This window comes from Ruegeria sp. B1 (genome assembly GCF_056535885.1).
The window spans coordinates 1,260,974-1,284,525 of record NZ_JBQFJA010000001.1 but is presented as its reverse complement, the minus strand read 5'-3'; the positions used below and the strand labels follow the sequence as shown (position 1 = coordinate 1,284,525).

The window sequence follows — 23,552 nt, the reverse complement described above, 5'->3', positions numbered from 1 at the left end:
ACCGGGATGCGTTGGAAAGGGTGGGCGTGGCGCATTGCCGGGTCAATATGGCTGGCAGCGGCGGTTTTTACCGCTGCCAGCGCGTATGCCGAGTTGCCCCGGGAGGTTCTGCACGAGTTCGGAATACGGCAGCCTGATACTTCGCAAGAGCGCGGCGTCGCGGCCCTTCAAACCGATCTGGCCTGGATCGGTTTGTTTCAGGATCGAATTGATGGCCAGTTCAACCGCAGTACACGCAAAGCGATTGGCGCTTTTCTGGAGAGCGTTGGCAAACCTTCAGGACAGCGCCTGTCGGATCAGGACCGTAAGATCCTCAGCCAACGCGCGCAGCAAACCATCCGGGCCGCCGGGTTTCGCGACACGCGTTTCGAATGGACCGGAACCTCGGCCCGCTTGCCCAGCAATTTCCTGCGCCGCCCCCAGATACACGGCAGCGAACACACGCATATCTGGATCAACGGCAAAGGCTCATCCGGTCTGAATGTCGAGTTCTACCGCTACGATCTGGATGAACCCGCACCACCCCGGATCTGGCTTGAGGCAATGGCCGATGCGCAAAAAAATGAAGACGGAGACCTTGATCTTGTCAACAAAGGCGTCGTGGGCTCGACCGTGTTTCTGAGCTTCCGTCGGGATGGATTGATCAACCATCACATTCACCAACTCAATGGCAGTAAGGTGCGCGGTATCGCTCTAAACTACGATGAGGCTACGCAGTATTCCATCCAGCCGATTCTGTCGGAGATTCTCGGATCGGTTGAGTTGTTTAACGGGCCGGCCGTTCCAATGTCTCAGATTCGGGCCCGAATCAGAAGTGGCGATTACCCCGGCGGTCGGGATTTGCCTGACCGGTACCGGGGCATGGTGGGTTCGGGTTCGGGGTCGATCGTTTCATATGAAGGCCACATCCTGACCAATCATCACGTGGTGTCCGGATGCGCTCGTCTGACGGTAAACGGTCAGGACGCGGTGCTTTTGGGATCGGACATCCGGGTTGATTTGGCACTGGTCCGCTCGCCTGCGTTTGCAGGCAGAACCCCGATCAAGTTTCGTAATGATGGCGCAGTGCTGGGTGAAACCGTTTTCGTAATGGGTTATCCGGTTTTTGACGTGTCGCAATCGATAAACTTAACCAATGGCATCGTGTCGTCCACTGTTGGGCTGCAGGGGGGACCGTAGCCAAATTCAGATTACCGCCCCGGTGCAGCCCGGCAATTCCGGCGGTCCGGTTCTGGATCAGCATGGGGCTCAGATTGCCGTCGTTGTTTCGAAAGTCAGCACAACGTTGCAGCTCAGGCGGAATATAGAAAACATCGCCTGGGTCATTCGGGCACGCGAAGCGCTGACCTTCATGAAACGCTTCGGCGTTTCGCCCATCGAAACCTCTCGGTCCGCATCCCAGCTTGAACCAATCCAGGATCGCATCGTGGATTGGCGCCAGCAAACGGTTCGCATTGAGTGCCACGACGAATAACGCCGGGGTCATAGGGATTGACGAAGGGTTAAAAACAGTGGTCGATGATAGTGTCGAGCAGAAGCGTATCCTGGCCCTGTCCGGTGGTGGCGTGCGCGGGATTGTCGAGGTTGCGTTTCTGGAGGCGGTTGAAAATGCCCTGAAAGACCTGTTCGGCCCGAACACGGGCCTCTGCGATGTCTTCCATTTGATCGGCGGCACCTCGACCGGCGCGCTAATCGCGGTTGCGGTGTCACGCGGCATTTCTTTAGCAGATATACGAGAGTTCTACGTCTCGCGTGCGACGGAGTTTTTTCGGAACCGGCGCTGGCTGTCGGCGCTTGGTCAGGTTCCGGCATTTGATGGTGCAAAGCTGGAACAGGAGTTCAGAGACGTTATCGGGGACATTGCATTGGATGACCCCGGTTTTCTGAGCCATTGTGCCATCGTCACCAAGCGGCTGGATACCGGCAGTCCCTGGATACTGAGTACGCTTGATAAAGCGCCTTACTTCAATAGCTCGGACGATAGCGAGCACATTGGGAATCGCCATTTCAAGGTGTCGCGGCTGCTTCGCGCGGCGACGGCGGCCCCAACCTATTTCGACCAGTCCACCTTCGAAATTGGTGGCGGGGTCACAGGGACATTTGTGGATGGAGGTCTGTCACCCCATAACGATCCCAGTCTTGCACTGTTGAAACTCGCGCGTCTGAAAGCCTACGGGTTGAACTGGCCGACCGGAGCGGATCGGTTGTTTGTCCTGTCGCTGGGGTCGGGATACTTCCGTGCCCGCCTGAACGCCCGAACGGCGCGGCGGCTGGGTCCATTGCCGCTTGCCTACTACGCACTGCGGGGCATGACCAACGACGCAGAGATGCATACTGTCGCCTTGATGCAATGGCTTGGCACATCCCCGCGCCCGGTCAAGATCAACTCCGAAATCGGCGACCTGGCCGAGGATATGCTGACACCAGACCCCGTCTTCACTTATCTCAGGTTCGACCTGCCACTGATCCGTGGCGAACTCGCAAAATACGGAATTGACGTTCCGCAGCGACAACTCAGGCAATATCAGCGCATTGACGATGCCTCGATCATTGCCCCAATCTATGACCTGACCCACGCCTATATTGACAGCGCGCTAGACATCAAAACGCTGCTTTCTAACTGCCTGAGAAACACATGAAAAGCCGGTTCCCGAAAACGATCATCATTCTTATCGTCTTGTGTATCATCACCTGTGTGACCGGATACATCGGATGGTCCCGCTACTATGCAGGGTTGGATGGGTACGACCGGTTCGATGTGGCCTATCACACGCTACTTGCCTTTGTCGGCGACAGCAGCTTTATCGATAAACCCGACGGCGATCGACTGAATCTGTGGATCGAAGTGGCCCGTTTTACAGGCTTGTTTACAACGATTTCCGCCCTCATCGGACTGGCTGCCGTTTATCTTGGGGATCAGTTTGTTCGGCTGCGTGCATATTTTCGCAGGGGGCATATCGTTATGATCGGATCGTCCAACTTTGCACTGGATATGTACCGTGACAAAGGGGTGATCACTGTCTTCGACACGGCAGAGAATTTGGCGAAACTGACCGTGGACCGTCGGTCAGCTCGTCTGTTTCGGATTGCGGGACCCATGACGGAAAAAACCGGCACCACCCGGATGATCGGATCCCCGGACACTGTTGTTTTTGGTGATGCCGATGCGGTTCTCAACGTCGAACGCGCGCGGGTCTGGCGATCGGCCACGACGCGCGCCTTGGATGCCAAAATCGCCTTGCGCATCGAGGACGCTTCGATCCTGCGGGATCTGCAACTGTTGTCCAACATTTTCCGGCAGGCCACACTGTTCTCCCGTTCGGATACGGTTGCCCGGGCTCTTGTGACCTCAATGGAGCCGAACGATCTTGCGTTGACACGGGGCCAAGACCGCGTTCATGCCGTACTTGTCGGATTGGGCAGCATCAATCTGGCGGTTGCCGAAGAACTGGCGATGCGCTGTCATCATCACGCCCTCGACGCGCCGATCCTGACCATTCTTGATAAAAACGTGGAAGAAGCCAAAGCGCGCATCCGACGCGAGCGGCCGGCCCTGTTCAATCCCGACTTATCCGGACAACTCGAGATTAACTTCGTCACGCTTGATGCACTGGAATGCTGCGCCGAGGCGCGCGCGAGTGAACTTCTGCGACACGAACGTAAACACCCTATCACCGCGGTGGTGGTTGCGGCCGGCGAAGACGCACGTAACGTGGCGATTGCGATGCGTCTGCGCCAGATGCAGCTTGAGAAACTGTGCTTTCGCGCGCCTATTTTCATGCGCAGTGATTCACTTTCTTCTATTGCCGCGGCCCCATTCTCGGACCTAACGGGTGGGATAGTTCCTTTTGGAGGGCGCAGTCTGGATGACGACGATATCGCATTGAACACGCTGTACCAGCAACTGGCCCGGGCCATCCATGACCGCTGGCGCAACTCGCCCGATGTTGTTCAGACCGATCAAAACGACTGGGACAACATGTCAAACGCGGACAAACGCGCGAGCTATCGCGCCGCCCTGTCGACCATTGAGATTTTCCAGGCGGCGGGTTTTGCACCCCCAATCGGGGCCAGGGTTGCTGGCCTCCGGCTTGAAGGGTCGGCAGGCCGCACCGTGTTGGAGAGCCAGGAGTTGATCGTGGCGCTTGCAGAGACCGAGCATCAGCGCTGGAACGTCGAGCGACTGCTGGAAAGCTGGCATAAAACAGACGGCATTCGGGACAATGAAAAGAAACTGCATCCGCTGATTCAGCCCTTTGATGATCTTGTCGCCAGACAGGAAGGACATGAAAAAAGGATGAGAAAAACGTCCGGGAAAGCCTGAACGAAGGCATCCGCCAATTCGAAAAGGCAAAGAGCTTACCCTGCTGGCGTTTGCGCTGGCGTGTCGGTGTGATTGGCCCTTTAAATGCCGATGCGTCGGAAACAGACGCTGCCGTCTCAAACTTCCTGCAAGCCCATCTCAGAGCGTTTCCTGCGGCCAAAGCCTGTGACCTTGAGCTTCTGACGCCAAATGCCCCGGGGTTTGACAGGCTGGCAGCAACCGCTCTTGCCCGCGCCTGGAAGGCACAGACTGGCCGACCAGCGCGCATATTGCTGATAAATGCTGCAGGTGTTCCAGCGATTGACAAGGTGGCGTTGCGCTATCTTGAGGCTCAATCCAGTGCTCAGGATGATGCCGGTGCTTTTGCTGCCATCGTCAGGGCACAAAGCGATGCTTTGAACGCTCTCAGAAACGAGGGGCATCTGGTCCGCAGCATTGACGGTCGCCCGCTGGGTGTCTCGGATGCAGAACTATTGGAGGACCCTGCTCTGTATGCATCGGCGATCAAAGACGTCCAAAACAAGATCATGGCCCTTGCTGACGATATGATTTTTAACAGCAAACCGGGCGCTGATTGGACAAAGCGCGGCATGGACCATTGGAGCAGTCTGAACAAGCGACCTGCCTTTACGGTGTAAGACAGGAGAGGTTCTTGATGTTGCGATCAACCTCTTTGGAACCGTCTTTCCGCCGTCTGGCTCCTGTTGACAAATGGCGGAGCCAGAGGTGGATTGATGTGATGCTGACGGATCCGGAGCGACTTTCGGCAGTCTGGTCATAGGGGGGTGGCGACATGGCGGGCAAGGCCTGACCTTCTGCAGTATCGGCGTCACAGCACGTGGGCCTTGCCGTATTCTTCTGCCGCCAACCGTTTCAACGCCACTCGGTCCAGCTTGCCGCCCTTGGTCAACGGCAGTGTACTCATCACCTGAACCACATCCGGCGCTTTGTACCCGATCCGCGCCCGGACAAAATCAATAATCTCTTCAACGCGCACTGGGTCCGCATCTTCGGTCAGGCTCACAAACCCCCAAACATCCTCTCCATGCATCTCGTCTCGCACCCCTACCGCCACTGCTGAATCAACGGCTGGGTGCGCTGTCAGCGCGTCTTCCACCTCGGCCGGGCTGATGTTTGAACCATCATGCACAATGATCTGTTTCCGGCGGCCGCGAAACCAGAAATACCCATCCTCATCCCGACGCATCACGTCGCCGGTATCGAGCCAACCATCGCGAAACGCCGCCGCCGTTGCTTCTGGGTTCTCCCAATATTCCGTCATCATGGTCGGGCTCTTTACCCAGTGGCGGCCGTCCACACCTGCAGACACTTCCCTCCAGGTTTCGTCACGCAGCGACGAGACATAGCCCGGATTGTTGAAGCCAACTGCGCCGACCTTCTCAGAACTCCCGTGAGTGTTCGAATGCGACGTGCCCATTTCCGTCATTCCGTAAAACGAGCCGATCGGTACACCGGCCACCTTTCGGAAAGCCTCGACCAACGCTCGTGAAGGTTTGTCTCCGCCCGCCATCATCGTCTTTAGTGAGCTGAAATCTTCGCGCACCGCGCCATGCGATCGCAGCAATGCGGCTAAGGGCGCAGGCAATATCTGCGCTACGGTTGGTCGCGTCTGCCGCAAGAGGTTCAACAGCTCATCCGGCGTGAACTTCCGAGCAATATTTGTCATGGCTCCGGCCCATAGCCCCGCGAACGTTAGCCGCAATCCAGCGGTATGCGAAACCCACGACGCCGGCAGCACTACGTCTTCCGGCCCCAGCCTCAGCCCCTTTGCGTTGCTCGCCACCATGTATCCCATGGTGGTGTGGCTGTGCGTTACGCCTTTGGGTTTGCCCGTGGTTCCCGATGTAAAAAATATGAATGCTGGAGCGTCTGCACCGATCACCGGCAAGGTCTCTTTGCCGTTGTGGTTCAGCAGAGTCTTAAAGGCGAGGCCGGATTTGGCGTCGTCTTCGTATGAAATCACCCCTACAGGCAATCGCGCTACACTCGGAATCCCCACTATATCCTTTACACGCTCGCCGTGCACCAACAGGGCCGCAGGTTTGGCAAGCCCGAGCGCATAGTCGATATCCGCGGGGGTGTATCGGTAGTTGAGCGGCATGGCCACCAGGCCCGCCCGCATGCAGGCCAGGTAATGGATCACCAGGTCCGCTCCGTTCGGCATGATCGACGCGACCCGATCCCCCGGCTTCAACCCTAAGCTCAGGTAACTCCGCGCAAGCCGCGTACAGGCCACTTCCAACTCGCGCCACGTCAATATCCCGTCCAACGCATAAAGCGCTGTGGCGTCAGGGTCGGCCAATAAACTCCGACGAAGAAGGTCCTTCAAGTCCGCAGGTTCTTCCAGCGGAGGCCCAGATACCGGCATGCCCTTCTCCTTAACTTCACGTTGGTCTTAGTCTACACAGGCCAAGCCAGTCCCCAAAGCCCGCCGCCAATCTCTGAAACGTTTCGTGGCACCACTGAACCACTTGATTCCGCCAGACGCCGTGTGTGTGATCTTGGAACCCAAAACTTGGACTTTCGAATGTGTCAGGGTGACCCGGACTAGGTCGGTTTTTGTGTTTGTATACCCAACATCAGCGGAGACAAACCGAACCGGCGGCAGTTTATGCGGCACCAAATCGGCTGTCTTCATCTCGATACCGCCGAACTCCGGACGGTCAAAGATATCTGACTAGGCTGCAATTGGTTTTGATTTAGCGCAAATATCTTACTATTTTTATCACCTAATAAGAGATGCCGCTTTGTATGCGGTTTGGACTGAACCCGAAAGCCAGTAGAGAGTTGTAAACATGTTGAAAACCGCTCTGATCATTCTGACCGTCAGTGCGACCGGCCAGACCCATATGGCGTTGACATATGCCGATTCAGTTGACGATTGCCGTGACACTGCCGAGATGATTGGCGGTGTATTGACTGAAAGTGGCATTTCGATTGCAGCGATGCGCTGCGGTCAAACAGAACTGGATCTGACTGAATTTTTGCATGGCTTTACCGAGGATGAAATGCGCTGGCACTATCACGTGACCGTCAATGGCGCGGCGCTCGAGGATGAGTTCGTCATGGAGCATGTCGCGCCCGGAACATGCGAGTCGTCTGGCGCGTCCACATATTGCACGATCTCAGCACAGTATCCGGTCGAACAATAAAACCGCGGGCATGCCGCTCAGGGTGTTTGTGTGGCCAACCTGCAAGCTTTGTCTGCATCTCGGATCATGAAGTTCACCAGCGTCCGGGAAACGGACAGTTCCTGAGCTATCTGCTTTTGGGATACGGCGGCTAGCCTGTGCCGCACAAAAGCCCACTGATGACATTGCCAATGTGTTTTTGCGCGTTCTGAACGGCTCACCGCTCACGCAAGCAGATACCGCCCAAAATGCCGCGCCTGAAAGGCTTTCGTATTCCGCGGGAGATACATCGCGAACGTCGACCGATGGCAAGGCCGTCCGGCTGCGGGTCACACACGCTCGATGGAGGCTGCGATCTGTGCGGCCTCCTCGGGTGTCAGTCGCGGGGGGTGCCAATCACGTCCCGGCGCGGCTTCCAACAGCCGCTTGGTGTAGTCATGTTTCGGTGCGTTAAACACCTCTTCGGCCGGGCCAAACTCGACCATGACGCCTTTTTCCATGACCGTGATGTAATCCGAAATCTGCGCGGCAACCCGCAGGTCATGCGTGATGAAGATGATTGCCATTTTGTACTTGATTTGCAGTTCGTTCATCAGCCGAAGCACCTGTTTCTGGACCGACAGGTCCAAGGCCGAAACACTCTCGTCTGCTATCACCACGTCCGGTTCCATCGAAAGCGCGCGCGCGATGCCGATGCGCTGACGCTGACCACCCGAGAAGTTGCGGGGCTTACGCTTCATCGCGCGCTCGCCAAGACCGACCTGTTCCAGAAGGTCGATGGCTCGATCCTGGGCATCCTTTGCGCTGACACCTTGCAGTTGCAGCCCGCGGGTGATCATGAACTCAACCGATTGAGACGGGTTCAGCGATCCGAACGGGTCCTGGAATATCATCTGGATGTTCTTTCGGGCCTTGACCAGATCATCGCCGGTCAATCCTAGAAAGTCGGTCTCTTTGATGATCACCGCGCCCTCTGTAGGTTCCTCCAGACGGATCAGCGTTTTGGCCAGGGTCGACTTTCCGGACCCACTTTCACCAACAACGCCCAGTGTTTCGCCCGCGCGCAACACGAAATGCGCGTCCTTCAGTGCATGAACTTGCTTGGCCCCGCTGGTGTAAATCTTGTGGAGCCCCTTAACCGAGACAACCGGCGGATCATTCCGCGTCAGGTCGGGGCTGCGCGTGGTCTCCAGCAGCGGCATCGCGTCGACCAAAAGCCGGGTATAGGGCTCTTTCGGATGCATGAGGATTTGTTCCTTGGGGCCTTCTTCGATCAGCTTTCCCCAGCACATCACCGCCACCCGATCCGCGACATCGGCGACGACACCGAAGTCATGCGTGATGAAGATCGTGGCGTTATCGTAGACCTCTTTCAGATCGTTGATCAGCCTGAGGATCTCGGCCTGGGTGGTAACGTCCAAAGCGGTCGTGGGTTCATCCGCGATCAGAACATCGGGCTTGCAGGCCAGTGCCATGGCAATCACAATCCGCTGACACTGCCCGCCGGACACCTGATACGGATAGCTGTCATAGATGCGCGGCGGGGACGGAAGCTTCATCTGTTCCAGCAGTCTAAGCGTTTCCTCCTTGCGCTGTTTTGGCGCGATATCGGGGCGGTGCAGAGCAAATACCTCATCCACCTGTTTGCCGATCTTCAAAGAAGGGTTAAGCGCAGCCATCGGTTCCTGATAAATCATCGAAATGCGGGCACCGCGCATGTCGTTCAACTCGGCGTTCGACATTTTCAGAACATCCTGACCATCGAACAGCACCTCACCTGACGTGACTTTGAGACGCCCCGGAACGTCGTTCATGATTGCACTTGTCATGACGGATTTGCCTGATCCGCTCTCTCCGACGACGCAGAGAATCTCACCGCGTCGGAGCGTGAGCGAAACATCTTCGACCGCGTATTTCCGGTCAGCTCCTCGTGGCAACTGGATTGACAGATTTTTGATATCGAGGACGGTTTCGCCTTGCTGAGACATGACTCGGATCCCTTGCTGTTGGTTACGCGCTGGGATCATCCTGGCTTCGGCAGCGAAACAGGAAACCGACTGTAAATCAAGGCCGTTGGATCACAGGGATTGACAGTACGCGAGCATTTGGCGCATTCAGAACCGTCACCAAGCCTCGATCACGCGCAGCTAGGGTTGCATCATGCATGTCAGATCCCGAGGCCGAAATGAAAGCCCTTTTCAAGAAAGATACCCTTGTCGTTGCAGGCGCCGGTCTTGAACCGCTGGCGAATGTGGACCTTGACGATTTCGAACTCAAGGTTCTGGAAATCGCCCGGTTTTTCTTTGAGAACAACGAAAAGCCTGCGGGGCAAACCTGGAAGGATGCCTTTCGCTGCGCGGAACTGGCCTTCCCGGCACCGTTCGGAGCGACCATCGCGCATGCTGTATCGCTCATGGTCGATGCGCTGATCGGATCGCGGACACGCCCTTTTTCGTACCTTTCACCCGGCGACAGTCAATCACCTGCGATGCTGACGGATGAGGAAAAGTACTTTGTGTCGACCCTGCATGCGGTACGACGGGGGCAGGCAAGCCATGCCCGCGCATACGCCATGATGGTCTGTGAGGGAGCCTCTTTCGCGCGGTTGCTGACCGTCTGCTCGGGTCTGTCCATTGTAACTGGCGACTCGGACAGCTTGCGCGTGGAGTGATCCGAGCCGTTCTGGTCTGTAAGGGCATTCTCGGTAGGATTGTGCCAGACACCTCCAACCTTTCAACAATGCGGTTTTGTTAAGGGTCGAGGCCGTCCTTTCACCGGCTTCGGTTGTCGCGCTTGCTTTGATATCGGGTCTCTGGGGTTGCCGTTGTGGCGTTGTGGCCACGCATTAAGCGTGTGACAAAAAGACTATGTTACTGATGAGTTAAGTCTCGTATGGTCGCGCGCGGAGAGCCGATATGTGTGGAATCCACGCGCATAGGCTCCAGACAACACCCAGCTATCAGCAAGGTAACGGCAGTAGTTCGCCCGGCTCGGGCGAGTTCACCACTCTTTGCATAAATCGAACTCTGGGGGTTTCAATGAAACAGACGCTTTTGCGTTCCACCGCGACCGCCGCCATGGTGGGGGGCGTCATAATGGCGGCGCCTCTTTCGGCGCAGGAACAGGATGACGACATAATTAAACTGGGGGATATCACCATCACCGGCACCGGTATCCCGACCGAAGTGTTCGAAAGCCCGGCATCGGTTACGGTCGTGGATTCCGACGAGATTAGTGAGATTCCACCGACATCCGTTGCCAACCTGCTTTCTGATGTGCCGGGCATTCAGGTCACGGAGAATGATCTGGATCGCATCCGTATCCGCGGTGAGGAATCGCAACGTATCGCTGTTTTGGTCGATGGTCAGCGTTTGTCTGATCACACCCGCTATGGAACGCCGTTGCTGGTGTCCCCGACCGATATCGAGCGTATCGAGATCGTGCGTGGGCCGTCTTCGGTTGTATCCGGCAACAGGGCCATCGGTGGCGTCGTGAACATCATCACGAAACGGGGCGCCGACAAACCCGTCGAGGTTTCGGGCACCGCAGGCTATATCGGCGCAAATGACGGCTTTCGCACGGCTGCCAGTATTGCGGGCACTGTAAACAACTTTGACTATCGTCTGTCGTATTCGAGGGCTGACCTTGGGGACCGCAAAACCCCCGATGGTGATCTCGTACCGTCCGGCAGCGATGAGGACGGCGTATTGGCCTTTTTGGGGTATGACTTTGGCCAGAGTTACGTCGGACTGCGCGCGCAGGATTTTGACGCTTCAACCGAGGTCTTCACGGGCAACCCGAACTTTCGGATCAATCTGCCTCAGCGGGATCTGCGTAAGTATAGTGCGTTTTATGAAGGTGAGGATCTGACGCCGTGGATGTCCATGCTCAAGTTCAGTGCCTACACACAAAAAATCGATCGTAAGTTCGAAAACAACCTGAACCCTGGTCCATTTGCGCCGAGCTTCGAGATCACGTCAGACGATACGCAAACCACCAGCGGTTTTCTTGCAACGGCGAACTTCGAATTTGCAGCAGGCCACCGCACAGTGGTTGGGTTTGAATATGAAGATGACCGGTTGGAAACGGACAAAGTGACTATAATAAACCCACCGGGCCCAGTCCCTCCAGTGACCGAGACGACATTTGTTGATGCTACGATACGGACCACAAGCGTGTTCGCTCAGCACGAGGTGACACTCGGTGACTTTGTGGCGACGCTTGGCGCTAGGTATTACAGAGTTGACAGCGACCAGGACCAGTTTCTCGAAAACGGTGTCGCCCAGCCTGGTCAGAGCAACAGCGATAGTCGCTGGCTGGGATCAGCCGGGTTGGTCTACAACTTGTCGGATGATGCGATTCTGCGCGCCAATATCTCTCAGGGTTACACATACCCGTCGCTTTCAGAATTGTATCTGACGACATCCGCGGGTGGCCAAACAATCAATGGTAATCCGAACCTTGAACCCGAGACCGCAACCAATTTTGAACTAGGCGCCAGAATTGATCGCGGCAACCTCGTTTTGGATACCGCAGTGTTCTATACCGATGCCAAGGACTATATCGCAGCCCTAGCCGATCCCTTGAACCCCGGAGAGTTGGTTTACGAGAACGTGGACAGCGCGGATACCTGGGGGTTTGAAGTTGCGGCGGAATTCGATCCGGGTTGGAACGGTGTCCGTCCATATGTGATCCTGACAAATGTCACGCGCGAATTCACCTATGGCAACGGCTTCAGCACCAAAGACAGCGGAACACCGGAGTGGACAGGAACACTTGGATTGCGGTCGGACTGGCAGACGGCAAGCTTAGGCGGAACCTGGGATGTTTTTCTGCGCGGTCAAAGCTCGTCCAAGCTTGTTGATGAAAACGGCAATGTCGTTGACAATGGATCACCCACCGGCACCAATCCGACCTCTGGCTGGACCACAGTTAACTTTCGCGGCACCATGGATCTGACCGAAAATGCGCGTCTAGTTTTGGAGTTGGACAACATTCTGGACAAGTCCTATCGCGCCAACGAGCAGATACCGGGTGCGGGCCGGAATCTCAGCCTGTTTGTGTCAGCCACGTTCTAAAAACTGCACCCAATGCGGCCTTTGAGATCGTCGCCCGCTTTGCGCGGCGGTCTTTTTAACGGTATTGCATGACAGGCCTTTGGCGCATTTAACTGCTGGCGTCCGGGGCTTGCGGGCATCAGCCCAAGGCACTCTGCGGTTGTTTGATTTGGTGGCGTTTCCTCCACTCCTCAATCATGGGCGCGGTTCGCCCGCCGTAACTGGCTATAATGGCTTGGGTCAGTCAGCGCATGTTTCGGCTAGACAAGACTTCAGTGGATCCATGTCAATTGAACTCGGACAAGAACGGTTCAGGACGATTTCCCCAAGACCTGTCTGCGCCGAAACCGTCTGGAGGCCCGATTACATCGGTATCAGCGCGGCATTAGGGTGATCCGCACGGAGAACCCAAAACTTGCACCTGCGAGTTTCTTAGGCGCGTTTGGAAAACGGCCAGCACGGGCGACCGCCGTCAGTGCTGCATCGTCCAGGATGGGTACGCCCGATGACGTTCGGATTCGATGGCTCAACAACCGCCCGTCACGGGCAACACGCAGTTCGACCGTGACGTCCCCGCTGGCCCTGGTTCCGCGCGGATAGCGTTTGTTCCTGTCGATTCGCGCCCGTATTTTCGCGCCCCACAGAGCCGCAAGTTCGGCGTTTTGACCCGGAGTCCCCGTTGCCGTTTCGGCACGTCCCATTCCGGCCTGAGATGTGCCACCGGCTCCGGCTGCGACCTCTTTCTGGCGGCCAGCTGACGATTGATCCGCCTTTTGAGCCAACTCGGGCTGAGGTGGCCGAGGCTTGGGTTTCGGAGGGGGATCCTGCGAAACCTCGGGTTCGGGTTCTGGCGGTGGTGGCGGAGGCTGCATGGCGTTGAGATCGATCTCGTCCAAGGTGTCGGCAGGCATCGCCGCCAGGCGCGCCTCTGGTCGCGGAGTGGGAGCCAGATCAATCTGCGGCACCACTGTTTCTGTGGCCGAAGGTAGGTCGGGGGCGGTCAGGGCGGTTTGAACCTCGGACAGAGTATCAGGTGGCCGTTCCCAGTTCTGAACCATCTCCGTGACAGTCGTGGCGGCGGCGGTAATCGAGAGACGGGCCTCGCCACCGCTGCCACCGGATTGCTGTCCGGAACTTGAGTTTTCCGCAAAAGCCAGGACATGCACCGCCAAGGCAATCGCGACAAACGTGAGTATCTCCAACCCGTGTTTCATTGTGCAGCAACGATCAATTCGACCCGGCTCAGGCCCGAGGCTGCCAGAGCTGTCAGCAAATTGGCCAGAACGCTCGCCTCCAGTTCGGCGTCTGCGCGGAGTTGGATGCTCGGATGATCTGTGCTGATTGCGGCAATTGCCGCAATGGCCGCATCGCCCTCGACCCCTTCGAACGATGTTTTGCCGCCCTTGTCGACATACAAGATATGCTCCATCTCGGCTTCTGTCTCGGACGTCGCGTTCGGGGGAGTGACCTGGAACGGTTCTGGCGTGGCCAGACTTGAAGTCATCAGGAAGAAGATCAGCAACAGGAACACAACATTGATCATCGGCACAATGGATTCCGTGCGCTTGCGGGCAGGGGGGGTGGAGAAATCCATCATCTTACTCGACCAGAACAACCGAAACATATCCGGCCTGCCGCAGTGTTTCAGTCACCGTAACGATATGCTGCAATGTTGCTCCATCCTTGCCGCGCAACACCAGCATGTCTGATGGAGACTGCATGAGCGGAGCCAGCGCCTGCGGCAGGTCGCCGGTCTCGACACCGTTCAGCGCCACCCTATCCGGGTAGACATCGATCAGACGCGGCGGCCCGGTGTATTCGCCACCAGACCCGGCCATCGGCAGAGGCAGCATTGCATCCGTGCCGAACCGCGATGCCAGCATGAAGAACACCAGTAACAAGAACACCACGTCGATCATCGGCGTAAGGCTTGGTTTGCGTCTGGGTCTGGCTGGCGGGGCGAATTGCATTGTTTTATTCCGCCGCCAGCCGGATATCTTTCGACGGGCGCGCAACAAACAGTCGTGTTGCGCTATCTTCGACGTCCCGGCGAATGCGATCGATCACGGCCTCGAACCAGGTGAGCGCAGCCGAAGCCGGGATTGCGACCGCCATGCCCGCGGCGGTGGTCAGCAGCGCCTCCCAGATGCCGCCGGCCAGCAGGGCCGGATCCGCACGGTTGCCAGCCTGTTGCAGGGCCTGAAACGCGGCGATCATGCCCAGAACTGTACCAAGCAGACCCAGCAGAGGTGCAATCGTGGCGATCAGCTCCAGAGCCCGCAAACCAGTGCCTGCCTGCGCGATCTCGCGCTTTGCCACCCGTGCTGTCTCTTCGCGTGCGCGCTGTTCCGGCAAAAGCCGAATGGATCGGATCGCATGCGCCACTACTTTTGACCGAATTCCCCGGCGCTCCTCAAGGGTAGAGAGTGCGCCATCCACCTCGCCGGACTCAAATTGCAGCACCGCCTGCCCAGCCTTCCCACGCGACCAGGCGCCTATCAGGGCAAGCCTCCAGATCTTCCACAATATGAGGGCCAGGGTTATGACCGACAGAGCGGCAATCGCCCAGATTGACGGGCCGCCGCGCTTTAGAAACTCAGTTGCCCGGTCCGATGCGCCCTGAGCCGTCAGCCACAGATCGGCTTCCTCGACTTGCGCCAAATCCGGGCTTTGCGCGTCTTCTGCGACCACAGTTTCTGGAGCTGTGTCTTCCGTGAATTCCGGTACATCACTCAGAGGAACGGCCTGTTCCTCTGTGTCAGCGGGCGCACTGAGTACGGGAGATTCCGGGAGGTCCGGGGCAGTCGGAGGCGTCGTGTTCTGTGCAATGCCGGCAACGGGAAAACCAAGCAAAACTGCCAGAACTATTGAATGTTTAATCATGGACGGCTCCAGTTTGCCAAAGGGAGTGACAGGGCTGCGCGTTGCTTTGAACGGGCCGAAAAGCTCAGTACTGCCGTAGAATTCCTGTGTAATTTTGTCAAGATTGTTGGTGTCGCAGACAGAGGCCTGCTGGCGTGTCTCTGGCGCCTAGGTTTTAAACGCAATCTGCGCATGCGGTACCGGATCGGATTCGGGCATTTGCGAGGACGGCCGTCTTGGTTCACCCGGCCGTGCGTCAATCGGTCCGGGCGGCCAGATCCTGCTCCATGCGTGAGAACAGCCGCTCGAAGATGGCACGCCCCGGCTCGCTGACTTTTTCATAGCTGATCTTGTCGATATTGGCCTCGGGGGAACCGACCACCAGCAGCGCATACATGCCGTGGCGGCCATGCACCTTGCAGCGAAAACCGTAGATGCCGGGTTGGTCCAGGGTCACGGCAGCGACTGGTTTGTGCTCGATATTCACATAGTCCACGCCTTCGGGCCACATGCCCTCAAGCGACGTCACAGTATGGTTGCCGGTGGAATTGAGAAAGCGGATGCTGTCGCCCGGCTCGATCCAGAGGTAGCTCGGCTCGAACCGGTAGACCTGATCAGGGGTCATGGCCGACAGATCGATCACCTGATCGATTTCGAAGGTTTCGGCCAAAGCTGCGCCCGCGAGCAATGCCATCAGCGCAGCAGGCAGAGTGGGTTTCAAGTTCATCATTTTCTCCGATTTTTTTGCCGCGATTGATGGCTCATTCCAGAACCACTCTGTTCTGTGTCATCACCACTGCCTCGGGATTGGTCAGTTCGGGATACTGCATCCGCACGATATCGGTGACCGCCTGCGGATAGGTGCGGAACATCAGTTTCACCTCGGCCGTGATCGGCAAGGCGGTGTCATCCGGCAGATCAAAAATTTCGTTCCGGTGCCCGCCGGCCGGGATCTTGGTGTCCTCCAGCATCTTTTCATAGCGCCAGAAGGCAAAGACCACCGGATCGCCATATTTGTCGCCAAACACCTTGCGAAAGAAACGCGCCTTGGGATCGACCACACCCTTGGCATTCATCTTGCCGCTTTCCAGAACCAGCGCGCCATGGGCATCGCGTATTGTGACGTCCAGCCAGACCTGCCGGAAATCGGCGACGCCGGTGGGCAGCGCGTGACCCGCGCCGGTGTTTTTCACCCGTACATTCAAGTCGCCTTGGGGCGTAAGATCGACCTCAAGCTCAGCGGCTGTCTGCAAAAGCTCAATGCTCATGCGTTTGAGGTCTGCATTGCGCAAGCCGACAAGATGATAATTGGCGCCGGTGAATTGATGCGTGACCACGTTATCTTTGACCCGCCCGCCATCGGTGGAGATTCCGGGGATGTCCTGGCCAATTCGTTTGACATCCGCATGCATGTGACAATCGATGCAGGATCGGTGCTGGGCGGGATCAGAGGGCGCGTTGTAAGGTGACCGTTCCCACTCGCCGTATGTGTCGACGATCACGGCGCCGCTCCCAGGGGCAATCTCGTTGTGGCAGGTGCTGCACAGCTTGGACTCAGAGTAGAAATCTTGACTGTATGAGTCTGTATGAGCCTGTGGTTTGGCGTTGATTGCATGATTGCCCAGCCAGTTCAGGATTTCGTTTTTGCTGTTTTCGAACAGATAGGTCTCTCGATCCCTGATATTCACGGTGAAACTTGCGTTGGCTCCCGCGGTGGGGCTGCGCGCGGTCTCCAGCCGGGATATCCGGTGGCAGAACAAACAGCCGGTTCCTTCGTCCAGATCCGGCGTGCCGCGTTTCAGGGCCTCGAAAAGCGAGGTCCCCCCCTGTTCGAACATATGGCCCGCGTCCGAGGTGGCGGTCAGCCCGGACAAGAGCCCCTGTGGATGATGGCAGCCCATGCACCAGGTGCGAAACTGCTCGCCCTCGGTTGCGGCGGCCAGATCCTCAACAACCTTGTAGCAAGGATTCGAATCCCCCATCAGCCGGTGCAGTGAATCCGCCCATTGGTTGAACATGTCGGAGTGGCATTCGGCGCAGGCGGCGGAATTGACCCATTCCTCCTCGTGAACCTGTCCTCGATCATCGTCAAGCCGCAACCAGGTTGAGACCAGCGGCAGATTGCCTTTAGCACGCACCACCTCATGCAGGTCGATCATCATATCCGCAACGTGATCAGGCGGGTTCCTGGGGTCGAGAAGCTCGGCTGTGCCTTCACCGTCGTGACCCATACCGCCCTGCGTCCCCTGAATGATGCGGATGTAATCTCCGATGAAGTCCCCAGCAATCATATTGCCCAGATTGCCGTGCCCGACCCGCGCATAGCGGTATTTATCGATTTCGCTGTCTTCGTAGAAATAGCCATTGGTAAAGTTGAACCCGTCCACGTGGCAGGATTGGCAGCTCATCCAGTAATCGCCGGTCATCGGCGCGTCAGGGTGGCGGTCGGTATTGCCGCTGTGGAACAGTGTCAGCCCGCTGCGCAGCTCTGGCGATATCGGGTCTTCGGTCACCAACTCGGCAAAGACCGGCGCGGTGACGGCCACAGACCCGCTGTCCTGCAAACGCGTCAGATCAAGGCTCATGGCGCTCTGGACGAACAGTGTTCCCCCGTCCGCCACCAGCCCCCGCGGATTGGCTCCGGGCAGGTGACGTAGAATCTGGGTGGCTCTGGCGCCGCCCGGAAGGTTTTCTCGCCCGGTCAGATCGAACACCAGCAGATCTTCGCTGCCTGCCAGGGTTACGTAGACCTTGCTGCCATCATCGGAAAATGCCGCATCATGAGGATTGGCAACAATCATTGTTTTGGGCGATCCGTCGAACCGTGTGTGCACGGGGTCTTTCAAATCGATCTGGCGGAACAGATGCTTGCGCTGCGCTGTGAGGTCCCGTTCGGCCCCCGGGGTCAGGTCAAGCACCGATAGCGACGGAAAGATCGTCGATTGAAACTGAAACAGGTGATCGAAATTCCACAAGACATGCGGTAGCCAGGCCTCGCTCTCATCCGGGCTAACGGCGATGTCGTCCAAAAGGCGCGGATGGCCTTGTGATGCAAACTCGTCGGGGTTCTGCGTGGTCGGGAGATCGATCACGCGCGGCTTTGCCATCGGTCGCTGCGTATCGAAGACCGAGACTTTGCCCACCATGGCGTGGCTCACCAGAAGCCGCCCGTCAGACAACAGGGCCAATCCGCGTGGCGTGTCCTCGGTGTCGATCCGGTGGATCACACCCTTGCGCGGATGCACGCCCAGCAGTTGATGATCTTCGAGCAACGTAACCCAGAACAGGTTATGCTTGGCGTCGAACACGACCCCAAAAGGACGTGTACCAACCGCAAGTTCTCCGGTTATCCGGCCTGTTGTCCAATCGGCAAAGACAAGGCGACCACCGGTGTAATCCGTGGCAGCAAGCAATCCGTCCGGCCCCGTTGCCACACGCCTTATGTCCCCTCCGATACGGATCTCACCCAGCCGCTCGCCGCTCTGCCGGTCGATCCAGGACAGGCTGCCTGCCTCGAAATTTGCACTGAACAGCTTGCGCCCCTGATCCCCCGCGACAAGAGAGCCGCTTGATGTGGCGGCAAAAGCGGCACCGGCCAGCACAACAAGGGCCAGAACCAGCGCAAGCACCCATTTCAGACTTTTCAACATCGACCAGCGATGCGCATGCCAGACGACAACCGCTGTCAGCGGAACGGTCGGTAAAAGATGCGCCCAATAGGCTACCTGTCCTGCGAAGTTTCCGCGATTTCCGAAGACTACGAGGTACAGCCCGCTGACGCCCAACAGGATCAAACCGTATTCGATGCCATACCCGGTGCGCCGCAACCTTGGTTTGTGTGACCGCGCCAGCGTATCACGATGCGACAGCCAGAAGGGCAGTATGAAGACTGGAAACAACAGAAGGGCGCACAGCAGATGGATCGTCAGCGTGGTGCGTTGCCAGTACCAGTGCAGGTCAAAACCGTCCCACAGCAGCAATCCGCTGATGGACAGGAAGTAGAACACCAGTTCCGCCGGTTTTGAGCGATAGCCGACCCGCTGCCAGCCCGATAGCTGGGCAATTCTCGTCCTGAACGTGTCGGACACGGCGGAGGGGTCAGTCTGGGTCATCTGTCTTACGTCTTTAGCTTGACCGCACGAAAGGGTCGTGCAGCGACCCCGGCATCATATACCCGATAAAATTCGTGCGAATTGATCAAAGACAAGTCTTGGTGGCGGAGCGACCAAAAACGAAACAGCGACCCGGACGCGACCCTAAAGACGACAACCTGCCATCTGGGTGTGTAGAAAACCGTGTCGAACTTCCGGTTCTGTCTAGTGCCATTCGTCCGGCATGGCCGCCTTCCGCTCGGAGACGAAGTCATCAAGCATGGATTGAACGCCCGATTTCAAGGTGGGTTTCCGGTATTCATCCAGCATCTGCCGCCACCGTACCGATGCCCTTTGATCCGCGGTCAGATAGCCGGTCTCGGCCCAGCGCTCATATGGGCCCGCATCGGGTATCTGAGGCTCGAAATTGGCCGTGGCGTAGTGGCGCAGGGTGTGCCCGGTGCCGAGGAAACTCTCGCCCGGTCCGGTTTCCAGATAGGCGTCGCGACCAAAGGCTTCGGCGTCAGTGTCAAACCCCCGCAGCAGTTTCAGCATCGCTCCGCAGTGGTCGAGATCCATGATGAACTTCTCGTAGGACATAACCAGCCCGCCTTCCAGCCAACCCGCCGCATGCCAGACCTGATGCGCGCCGGACAAAAGCGTCGCCCACATTGCGCCGGTGCTGTCCTGCATGGCCTGACCGTCTGGCGCATTCGATGCGGTGACCTGTCCGCCACCAGAACGTACTGGGACACCCAACCTTCGGCCCAGTTGGCTCAGCGCCATCGTCACCATATTGGCCTCGGGCGACCCGAACGTCAGTGCTCCGCTTCGCAGGTTCATGGTCGAGTGAAATGAGCCGAATACCACCGGACAGCCGGGACGGATGAGTTGCACAAGTGCAATCCCCACCATCGCTTCGGCCAATGTCTGCGCTGCAACAGCGGCCGGAGAGAGCGGACCCATCGCACCGGCAAAGATCGCCGGAGAGATGCAGACGCATTGGTTTGCCTTCGCATAGACACGCAGCGCGCTCGACATGGTGTGATCGTAGACCAGCGGCGAGTTGACATTGATGTTGCCCTGCATCACGGCATGGCCGTCCATGAAGTCACGCCCAAAGACCAGCCTGGCCATGTTGATACTGTCCTCGGCCCTGTCGGCGGCAGTGACCGAACCCATGAACGGTTTGGTCGACAGGGTGAGGTGGGCCAGCATCATATCCAGATGACGTTTGTTCACCGGTACATCTGTCGGCTCGACAACCGTTCCACCAGAATGATGCAGGGCCGGGGACGCGAAGGCGAGTTTTACGAAGTTACGAAAATCTTCCAGCGTCGCATAGCGTCTGCCGTTCTCCAGATCGCTCACGAAGGGTGCCCCATAACCTGGCATCAGCACGACTTGATCGCCGCCCAGCGTCACGGTATTCTTTGGATCGCGCGCATGGAGCTGGAATTCACGCGGGGCCGTGGCACAAAGCTCTCGTACATGCCCCGGCTCAAAACGCACCCGCGCGCGATCGATCCGGGCGCCAGCGCCTGCCAGATGGTCCAGCGCTTTTCTATCCCCCCGAAATTCCACGCCAATTGTGTTCAAAATCCAGTCGGCCTGATCCTCGATCCGCTCAAGTGCGGCGTTTTTCAAAAGCTTGTACGGAGGTATCCTGCGGCCTTGGAACTCAGGAACCTCTGGCAGCATACTGCGGCGAGACGAGCGCCCCCGGCGCGTCCTAGCGCGATGACCCATCGGTGAAACCGGGTCTGCTGTTGTGTTCAGGTTTCTCAACACGCTTCCTCTGCTTTGCACGAACAAAAGAAGCTATGCATGCGCCATTTCGGGTGAAAATCGAAAAAATCTCTCCATACCGTTCAAGTTATTTGTACACATAGTCATGCGTGCACTTTTTCGACACCACGACCTTCTGCGGCTCTTTACCGAGATTGCCAGTTACCCGAGCTTTTCCGAGGCGGCCAAGGCTTTGAACATGACAAAGGGCGCCATCAGCTATCAGATCAAAACGCTGGAGGCCGATCTGGGCGTCGCCTTGTTCCGGCGCACGCCGCGCGGGGTGACCTTGACCAGCGAAGGACTGGGTTTGTTGGCGGCCTGCAAGGCCCAATACGAAGAGATCGAGGAAGGGATACTGACGATCAAGGGCGCGGTGTTAAAGCCCCTGACAGTGGGGGTTTCGACTTACTTTGCAGCCCGCTGGCTTTCGCCGCGACTGATGTCCTTCATGCAGGAACACCCGGACGTTCAACTGCGTATTCAACCCATGATCCAGTTTTCAGATCAGGAGTTGCAGGATGTCGATTTGGCCATTCGCTGGGGCAGTGGGAACTGGCAGGACGGTGCGGTCACGCCTTTCCTGCCGCTTCATTCCTTTCCTGTTGGCAATGCCGATGCCGCCCGGATGGTCAAAGACTTAGGCATGGAAGCTGCAATTTCGCGTTTCACCCTGCTCAGAGATCGGGACGACAGCAACGCGTGGTCTGATTGGTTGACCGCCGCAGAGTTGCCGCTGCAAACCCGCCGCGACGTTCTTATTGTTCCGGATCCAAACGTTCGGGTGCAGGCTGTCATCGACGGCCAGGGTATCGCCTTGATGGATGAGCTTGTGAAAGACGAACTGGGTAAAGCCAGATTGGTCCGCCTTTCTGACGTTGAGCTTGCGGAGTACGGTTATTTCCTATTCAGACCGCGCCGCGCGGTGGCCGCTAAAACGGCGCAAGTCTTCTCGGATTGGCTCCTGAGCCAGTCCTGAGCGGTCGTGGACTTGGTTCCAAAAATGGCAGGCCGCCACAAACCTTTCATCAGTTGGAATTTGCTGCGGCCGCTTCTTGTTTTAGCGCGCCGTCAGCCTGCCCGCAGTGTGCCCAATAGCGGAAGACGGCTCAGGGTCGTGACGGGCACTCACTAGGGCCAATTGCAGAGGGATCCGGTACGCAACCGAATGCGGTGCGCATGCGTATAAACTTCGCACGTGGAGTTTCTGGTATTGGCCACCAGCGTCAGGCCGGCCTGATCTGCCAGTTCGACCGCATAAGCTGTTGGTGACGACACCGCGATCAGCATCGGGCACCCCATGGCCGCCGTCTTCTGCACCAGTTCGACCGACACGCGCGAGGTCATCACAACCGCACCAAACGACGGATCGATCCCGCCGCGGATGAGCGCACCGAGCAGCTTGTCAAGCGCATTGTGGCGTCCAACGTCTTCGCGCACCAAGACGATGCCCTGCCCGGGCAAGAGAAATCCGGCGGCGTGAGCGGACCTAGTGCGATCGTGAAGCGCCTGATGATTGCGCAGCAGATCGGTGGCGCTCGCTGCGTCAGCAGTATCGACTCGGAACTTCCGGTCCGGGATGCGGGCAACGGGTTTGATTGCCTGCTCAAGGCTGTCGAGACCGCACAAGCCGCATCCCACCGGTCCCATCATCACGCGTCGCCGCGCGACGATTTTCTGTGCTGCCGCAGTCCTGAGCCAGAACCGTGCCTCGATCCCGGATTCGTGCGCGACCTGTTCGAACTCCTCGATATCGTCCGGACCCGAGAGAAAACCCTCGGTCATCGCGAAGCCAAAGGCAAAATCCTGAATATCCATGGGAGACGCCATCATGACCGCCGCCGTGGTTCCGTCAAAGACAAACGCAACGGGTGTTTCCTGCGTCAGTTCGCTTGGTTTTGTGGCACCTGTCGGAGCCTCAACCGCCGTTACGATTTCCGAGCCGGAATATCGGACCTTTGGGCCATGGCGAAACGGGGCCGTCATTTGTCGGTCACTCCGGCCAGTTGGGTGTGACCCCGTTCGGTCAGTGCAAAGAAAACCCTCTGCGAGCGATCACCACGGTCTTCAAGCCGGATCAGGTGATGGTCTTCTGCCAGTGCGACGCATTCCCGCAAAACCAAGGCATGGGCCACGCCCAGCTGCTCGGCAAAGCTGCGGCTGTTATTGGAAAGACCAAGATGCGCTGCCGCCAGAACACCTGCCCCCAAAGCGCTTAGCTCTTCCGGGTTTTGCGCAACGAGACCGGATATGGTTTGCATCAAGTCACTTGCCATCA

General features: G+C 57.7%; 20 protein-coding genes. 9 read left to right on the top strand and 11 right to left on the bottom strand.

The window, feature by feature from the left end; all coding sequences use genetic code 11:
* Positions 1 to 6: 6 nt before the first annotated feature.
* The 5 genes from ACR3ES_RS06235 to ACR3ES_RS06215 are packed head-to-tail and all read left to right on the top strand — an operon-like array spanning position 7 to position 4,962.
* Entirely contained in the window at positions 7 to 1,179 is a 1,173-nt protein-coding gene (locus ACR3ES_RS06235; protein ID WP_480425038.1) for a peptidoglycan-binding domain-containing protein, read from the top strand.
* Entirely contained in the window at positions 1,157 to 1,474 is a 318-nt protein-coding gene (locus tag ACR3ES_RS06230) for a hypothetical protein (RefSeq protein ID WP_480634775.1), read from the top strand. Before ACR3ES_RS06235 ends, ACR3ES_RS06230 begins: the two co-directional genes overlap by 23 nt.
* A complete protein-coding gene (locus tag ACR3ES_RS06225; protein WP_170635487.1) occupies positions 1,455 to 2,639 on the top strand; it encodes a patatin-like phospholipase family protein in 1,185 nt (394 codons plus the stop codon). The genes ACR3ES_RS06230 and ACR3ES_RS06225 overlap by 20 nt, the downstream gene beginning before the upstream one ends.
* Entirely contained in the window at positions 2,636 to 4,324 is a 1,689-nt protein-coding gene (locus tag ACR3ES_RS06220) for a hypothetical protein (protein ID WP_480634702.1), read from the top strand. The genes ACR3ES_RS06225 and ACR3ES_RS06220 overlap by 4 nt, the downstream gene beginning before the upstream one ends.
* A 50-nt stretch (positions 4,325 to 4,374) precedes the next feature.
* Positions 4,375 to 4,962 (top strand): hypothetical protein, encoded by a 588-nt coding sequence (locus ACR3ES_RS06215; protein WP_480634701.1) that lies wholly within the window; start codon positions 4,375 to 4,377, stop codon positions 4,960 to 4,962.
* A gap of 191 nt (positions 4,963 to 5,153) precedes the next feature.
* On the opposite strand, the gene ACR3ES_RS06210 is transcribed toward ACR3ES_RS06215, so the two are convergent.
* Positions 5,154 to 6,713 (bottom strand): class I adenylate-forming enzyme family protein, encoded by a 1,560-nt coding sequence (locus ACR3ES_RS06210; protein ID WP_170438349.1) that lies wholly within the window; start codon positions 6,711 to 6,713, stop codon positions 5,154 to 5,156.
* Positions 6,714 to 7,140: 427 nt separating this feature from the next.
* Between ACR3ES_RS06210 and ACR3ES_RS06205 the strand changes: the two genes are divergently transcribed.
* On the top strand, positions 7,141 to 7,497 hold the full coding sequence (locus ACR3ES_RS06205) for a hypothetical protein (RefSeq protein WP_170427432.1): 357 nt from the start codon (positions 7,141 to 7,143) through the stop codon (positions 7,495 to 7,497).
* A gap of 308 nt (positions 7,498 to 7,805) precedes the next feature.
* Here the strand turns inward: ACR3ES_RS06205 and ACR3ES_RS06200 are convergent, their stop codons facing one another.
* Positions 7,806 to 9,464: an ABC transporter ATP-binding protein gene (locus ACR3ES_RS06200; protein ID WP_170427434.1), complete on the bottom strand. Its 1,659-nt coding sequence runs from the start codon at positions 9,462 to 9,464 to the stop codon at positions 7,806 to 7,808.
* A gap of 197 nt (positions 9,465 to 9,661) precedes the next feature.
* Here ACR3ES_RS06200 and ACR3ES_RS06195 point away from each other — a divergent pair, with 197 nt between their 5' ends.
* Entirely contained in the window at positions 9,662 to 10,147 is a 486-nt protein-coding gene (locus ACR3ES_RS06195) for a hypothetical protein (RefSeq protein ID WP_170427436.1), read from the top strand.
* A 367-nt stretch (positions 10,148 to 10,514) separates the two neighbouring features.
* Entirely contained in the window at positions 10,515 to 12,554 is a 2,040-nt protein-coding gene (locus tag ACR3ES_RS06190) for a TonB-dependent receptor (protein WP_170427438.1), read from the top strand.
* Between the two features lie 353 nt (positions 12,555 to 12,907).
* Here ACR3ES_RS06190 and ACR3ES_RS06185 read toward each other — a convergent pair whose 3' ends face one another.
* The 7 genes from ACR3ES_RS06185 to ACR3ES_RS06155 all read right to left on the bottom strand — a co-directional run bounded on the left by ACR3ES_RS06185 (position 12,908) and on the right by ACR3ES_RS06155 (position 21,235).
* The gene (locus tag ACR3ES_RS06185) at positions 12,908 to 13,747 is read right to left on the bottom strand and encodes an energy transducer TonB (RefSeq protein ID WP_170427440.1); all 840 of its coding nucleotides are present in this window, start codon (positions 13,745 to 13,747) and stop codon (positions 12,908 to 12,910) included.
* Positions 13,744 to 14,130, bottom strand: a complete 387-nt coding sequence (locus ACR3ES_RS06180; protein ID WP_480425035.1) for an ExbD/TolR family protein — start codon at positions 14,128 to 14,130, stop codon at positions 13,744 to 13,746. Before ACR3ES_RS06180 ends, ACR3ES_RS06185 begins: the two co-directional genes overlap by 4 nt.
* A 1-nt stretch (position 14,131) precedes the next feature.
* Positions 14,132 to 14,503 carry an ExbD/TolR family protein gene (locus tag ACR3ES_RS06175; protein ID WP_170427444.1) on the bottom strand — a complete coding sequence of 124 codons (372 nt, stop codon included), beginning with the start codon at positions 14,501 to 14,503 and terminating at the stop codon, positions 14,132 to 14,134.
* Positions 14,504 to 14,507: 4 nt separating this feature from the next.
* On the bottom strand, positions 14,508 to 15,416 hold the full coding sequence (locus tag ACR3ES_RS06170) for a MotA/TolQ/ExbB proton channel family protein (RefSeq protein WP_170427446.1): 909 nt from the start codon (positions 15,414 to 15,416) through the stop codon (positions 14,508 to 14,510).
* 235 nt (positions 15,417 to 15,651) lie between these two features.
* The gene (locus ACR3ES_RS06165; protein ID WP_480425033.1) at positions 15,652 to 16,122 is read right to left on the bottom strand and encodes a plastocyanin/azurin family copper-binding protein; all 471 of its coding nucleotides are present in this window, start codon (positions 16,120 to 16,122) and stop codon (positions 15,652 to 15,654) included.
* A gap of 34 nt (positions 16,123 to 16,156) precedes the next feature.
* Positions 16,157 to 19,507, bottom strand: a complete 3,351-nt coding sequence (locus ACR3ES_RS06160; protein WP_480425031.1) for a hypothetical protein — start codon at positions 19,505 to 19,507, stop codon at positions 16,157 to 16,159.
* A gap of 204 nt (positions 19,508 to 19,711) precedes the next feature.
* Positions 19,712 to 21,235, bottom strand: coding sequence for a trimethylamine methyltransferase family protein (locus tag ACR3ES_RS06155; RefSeq protein ID WP_170429597.1), 1,524 nt, complete (start codon positions 21,233 to 21,235; stop codon positions 19,712 to 19,714).
* A 145-nt stretch (positions 21,236 to 21,380) separates the two neighbouring features.
* On the opposite strand from ACR3ES_RS06155, the gene ACR3ES_RS06150 reads away from it, so the two are divergent.
* Entirely contained in the window at positions 21,381 to 22,253 is an 873-nt protein-coding gene (locus ACR3ES_RS06150) for a LysR substrate-binding domain-containing protein (protein WP_170427451.1), read from the top strand.
* Between the two features lie 152 nt (positions 22,254 to 22,405).
* Here the strand turns inward: ACR3ES_RS06150 and fdhD are convergent, their stop codons facing one another.
* Both fdhD and ACR3ES_RS06140 read right to left on the bottom strand, forming a co-directional pair.
* On the bottom strand, positions 22,406 to 23,260 hold the full coding sequence (fdhD, locus tag ACR3ES_RS06145; RefSeq protein WP_480425029.1) for a formate dehydrogenase accessory sulfurtransferase FdhD: 855 nt from the start codon (positions 23,258 to 23,260) through the stop codon (positions 22,406 to 22,408).
* Positions 23,257 to 23,550 (bottom strand): hypothetical protein, encoded by a 294-nt coding sequence (locus tag ACR3ES_RS06140; RefSeq protein WP_170427455.1) that lies wholly within the window; start codon positions 23,548 to 23,550, stop codon positions 23,257 to 23,259. The genes fdhD and ACR3ES_RS06140 overlap by 4 nt, the downstream gene beginning before the upstream one ends.
* Positions 23,551 to 23,552 lie beyond the last annotated feature (2 nt).

Bases quoted from the DNA above. Each gene is read 5' to 3' on its own strand.
- ACR3ES_RS06190 (WP_170427438.1), top strand. From the start codon at position 10,515: ATGAAACAGACGCTTTTGCGTTCCACCGCGACCGCCGCCATGGTGGGG.
- ACR3ES_RS06175 (WP_170427444.1), bottom strand. From the start codon at position 14,503: ATGCAATTCGCCCCGCCAGCCAGACCCAGACGCAAACCAAGCCTTACG.
- ACR3ES_RS06185 (WP_170427440.1), bottom strand. From the start codon at position 13,747: ATGAAACACGGGTTGGAGATACTCACGTTTGTCGCGATTGCCTTGGCG.
- ACR3ES_RS06235 (WP_480425038.1), top strand. From the start codon at position 7: ATGCGTTGGAAAGGGTGGGCGTGGCGCATTGCCGGGTCAATATGGCTG.
- ACR3ES_RS06210 (WP_170438349.1), bottom strand. From the start codon at position 6,713: ATGCCGGTATCTGGGCCTCCGCTGGAAGAACCTGCGGACTTGAAGGAC.
- ACR3ES_RS06160 (WP_480425031.1), bottom strand. From the start codon at position 19,507: ATGACCCAGACTGACCCCTCCGCCGTGTCCGACACGTTCAGGACGAGA.
- ACR3ES_RS06150 (WP_170427451.1), top strand. From the start codon at position 21,381: ATGCGTGCACTTTTTCGACACCACGACCTTCTGCGGCTCTTTACCGAG.
- ACR3ES_RS06200 (WP_170427434.1), bottom strand. From the start codon at position 9,464: ATGTCTCAGCAAGGCGAAACCGTCCTCGATATCAAAAATCTGTCAATC.
- ACR3ES_RS06180 (WP_480425035.1), bottom strand. From the start codon at position 14,130: ATGATGGATTTCTCCACCCCCCCTGCCCGCAAGCGCACGGAATCCATT.
- ACR3ES_RS06165 (WP_480425033.1), bottom strand. From the start codon at position 16,122: ATGAACTTGAAACCCACTCTGCCTGCTGCGCTGATGGCATTGCTCGCG.
- ACR3ES_RS06195 (WP_170427436.1), top strand. From the start codon at position 9,662: ATGAAAGCCCTTTTCAAGAAAGATACCCTTGTCGTTGCAGGCGCCGGT.
- ACR3ES_RS06155 (WP_170429597.1), bottom strand. From the start codon at position 21,235: ATGGGTCATCGCGCTAGGACGCGCCGGGGGCGCTCGTCTCGCCGCAGT.
- ACR3ES_RS06220 (WP_480634702.1), top strand. From the start codon at position 2,636: ATGAAAAGCCGGTTCCCGAAAACGATCATCATTCTTATCGTCTTGTGT.
- ACR3ES_RS06170 (WP_170427446.1), bottom strand. From the start codon at position 15,416: ATGATTAAACATTCAATAGTTCTGGCAGTTTTGCTTGGTTTTCCCGTT.
- ACR3ES_RS06205 (WP_170427432.1), top strand. From the start codon at position 7,141: ATGTTGAAAACCGCTCTGATCATTCTGACCGTCAGTGCGACCGGCCAG.
- ACR3ES_RS06140 (WP_170427455.1), bottom strand. From the start codon at position 23,550: ATGGCAAGTGACTTGATGCAAACCATATCCGGTCTCGTTGCGCAAAAC.
- fdhD (WP_480425029.1), bottom strand. From the start codon at position 23,260: ATGACGGCCCCGTTTCGCCATGGCCCAAAGGTCCGATATTCCGGCTCG.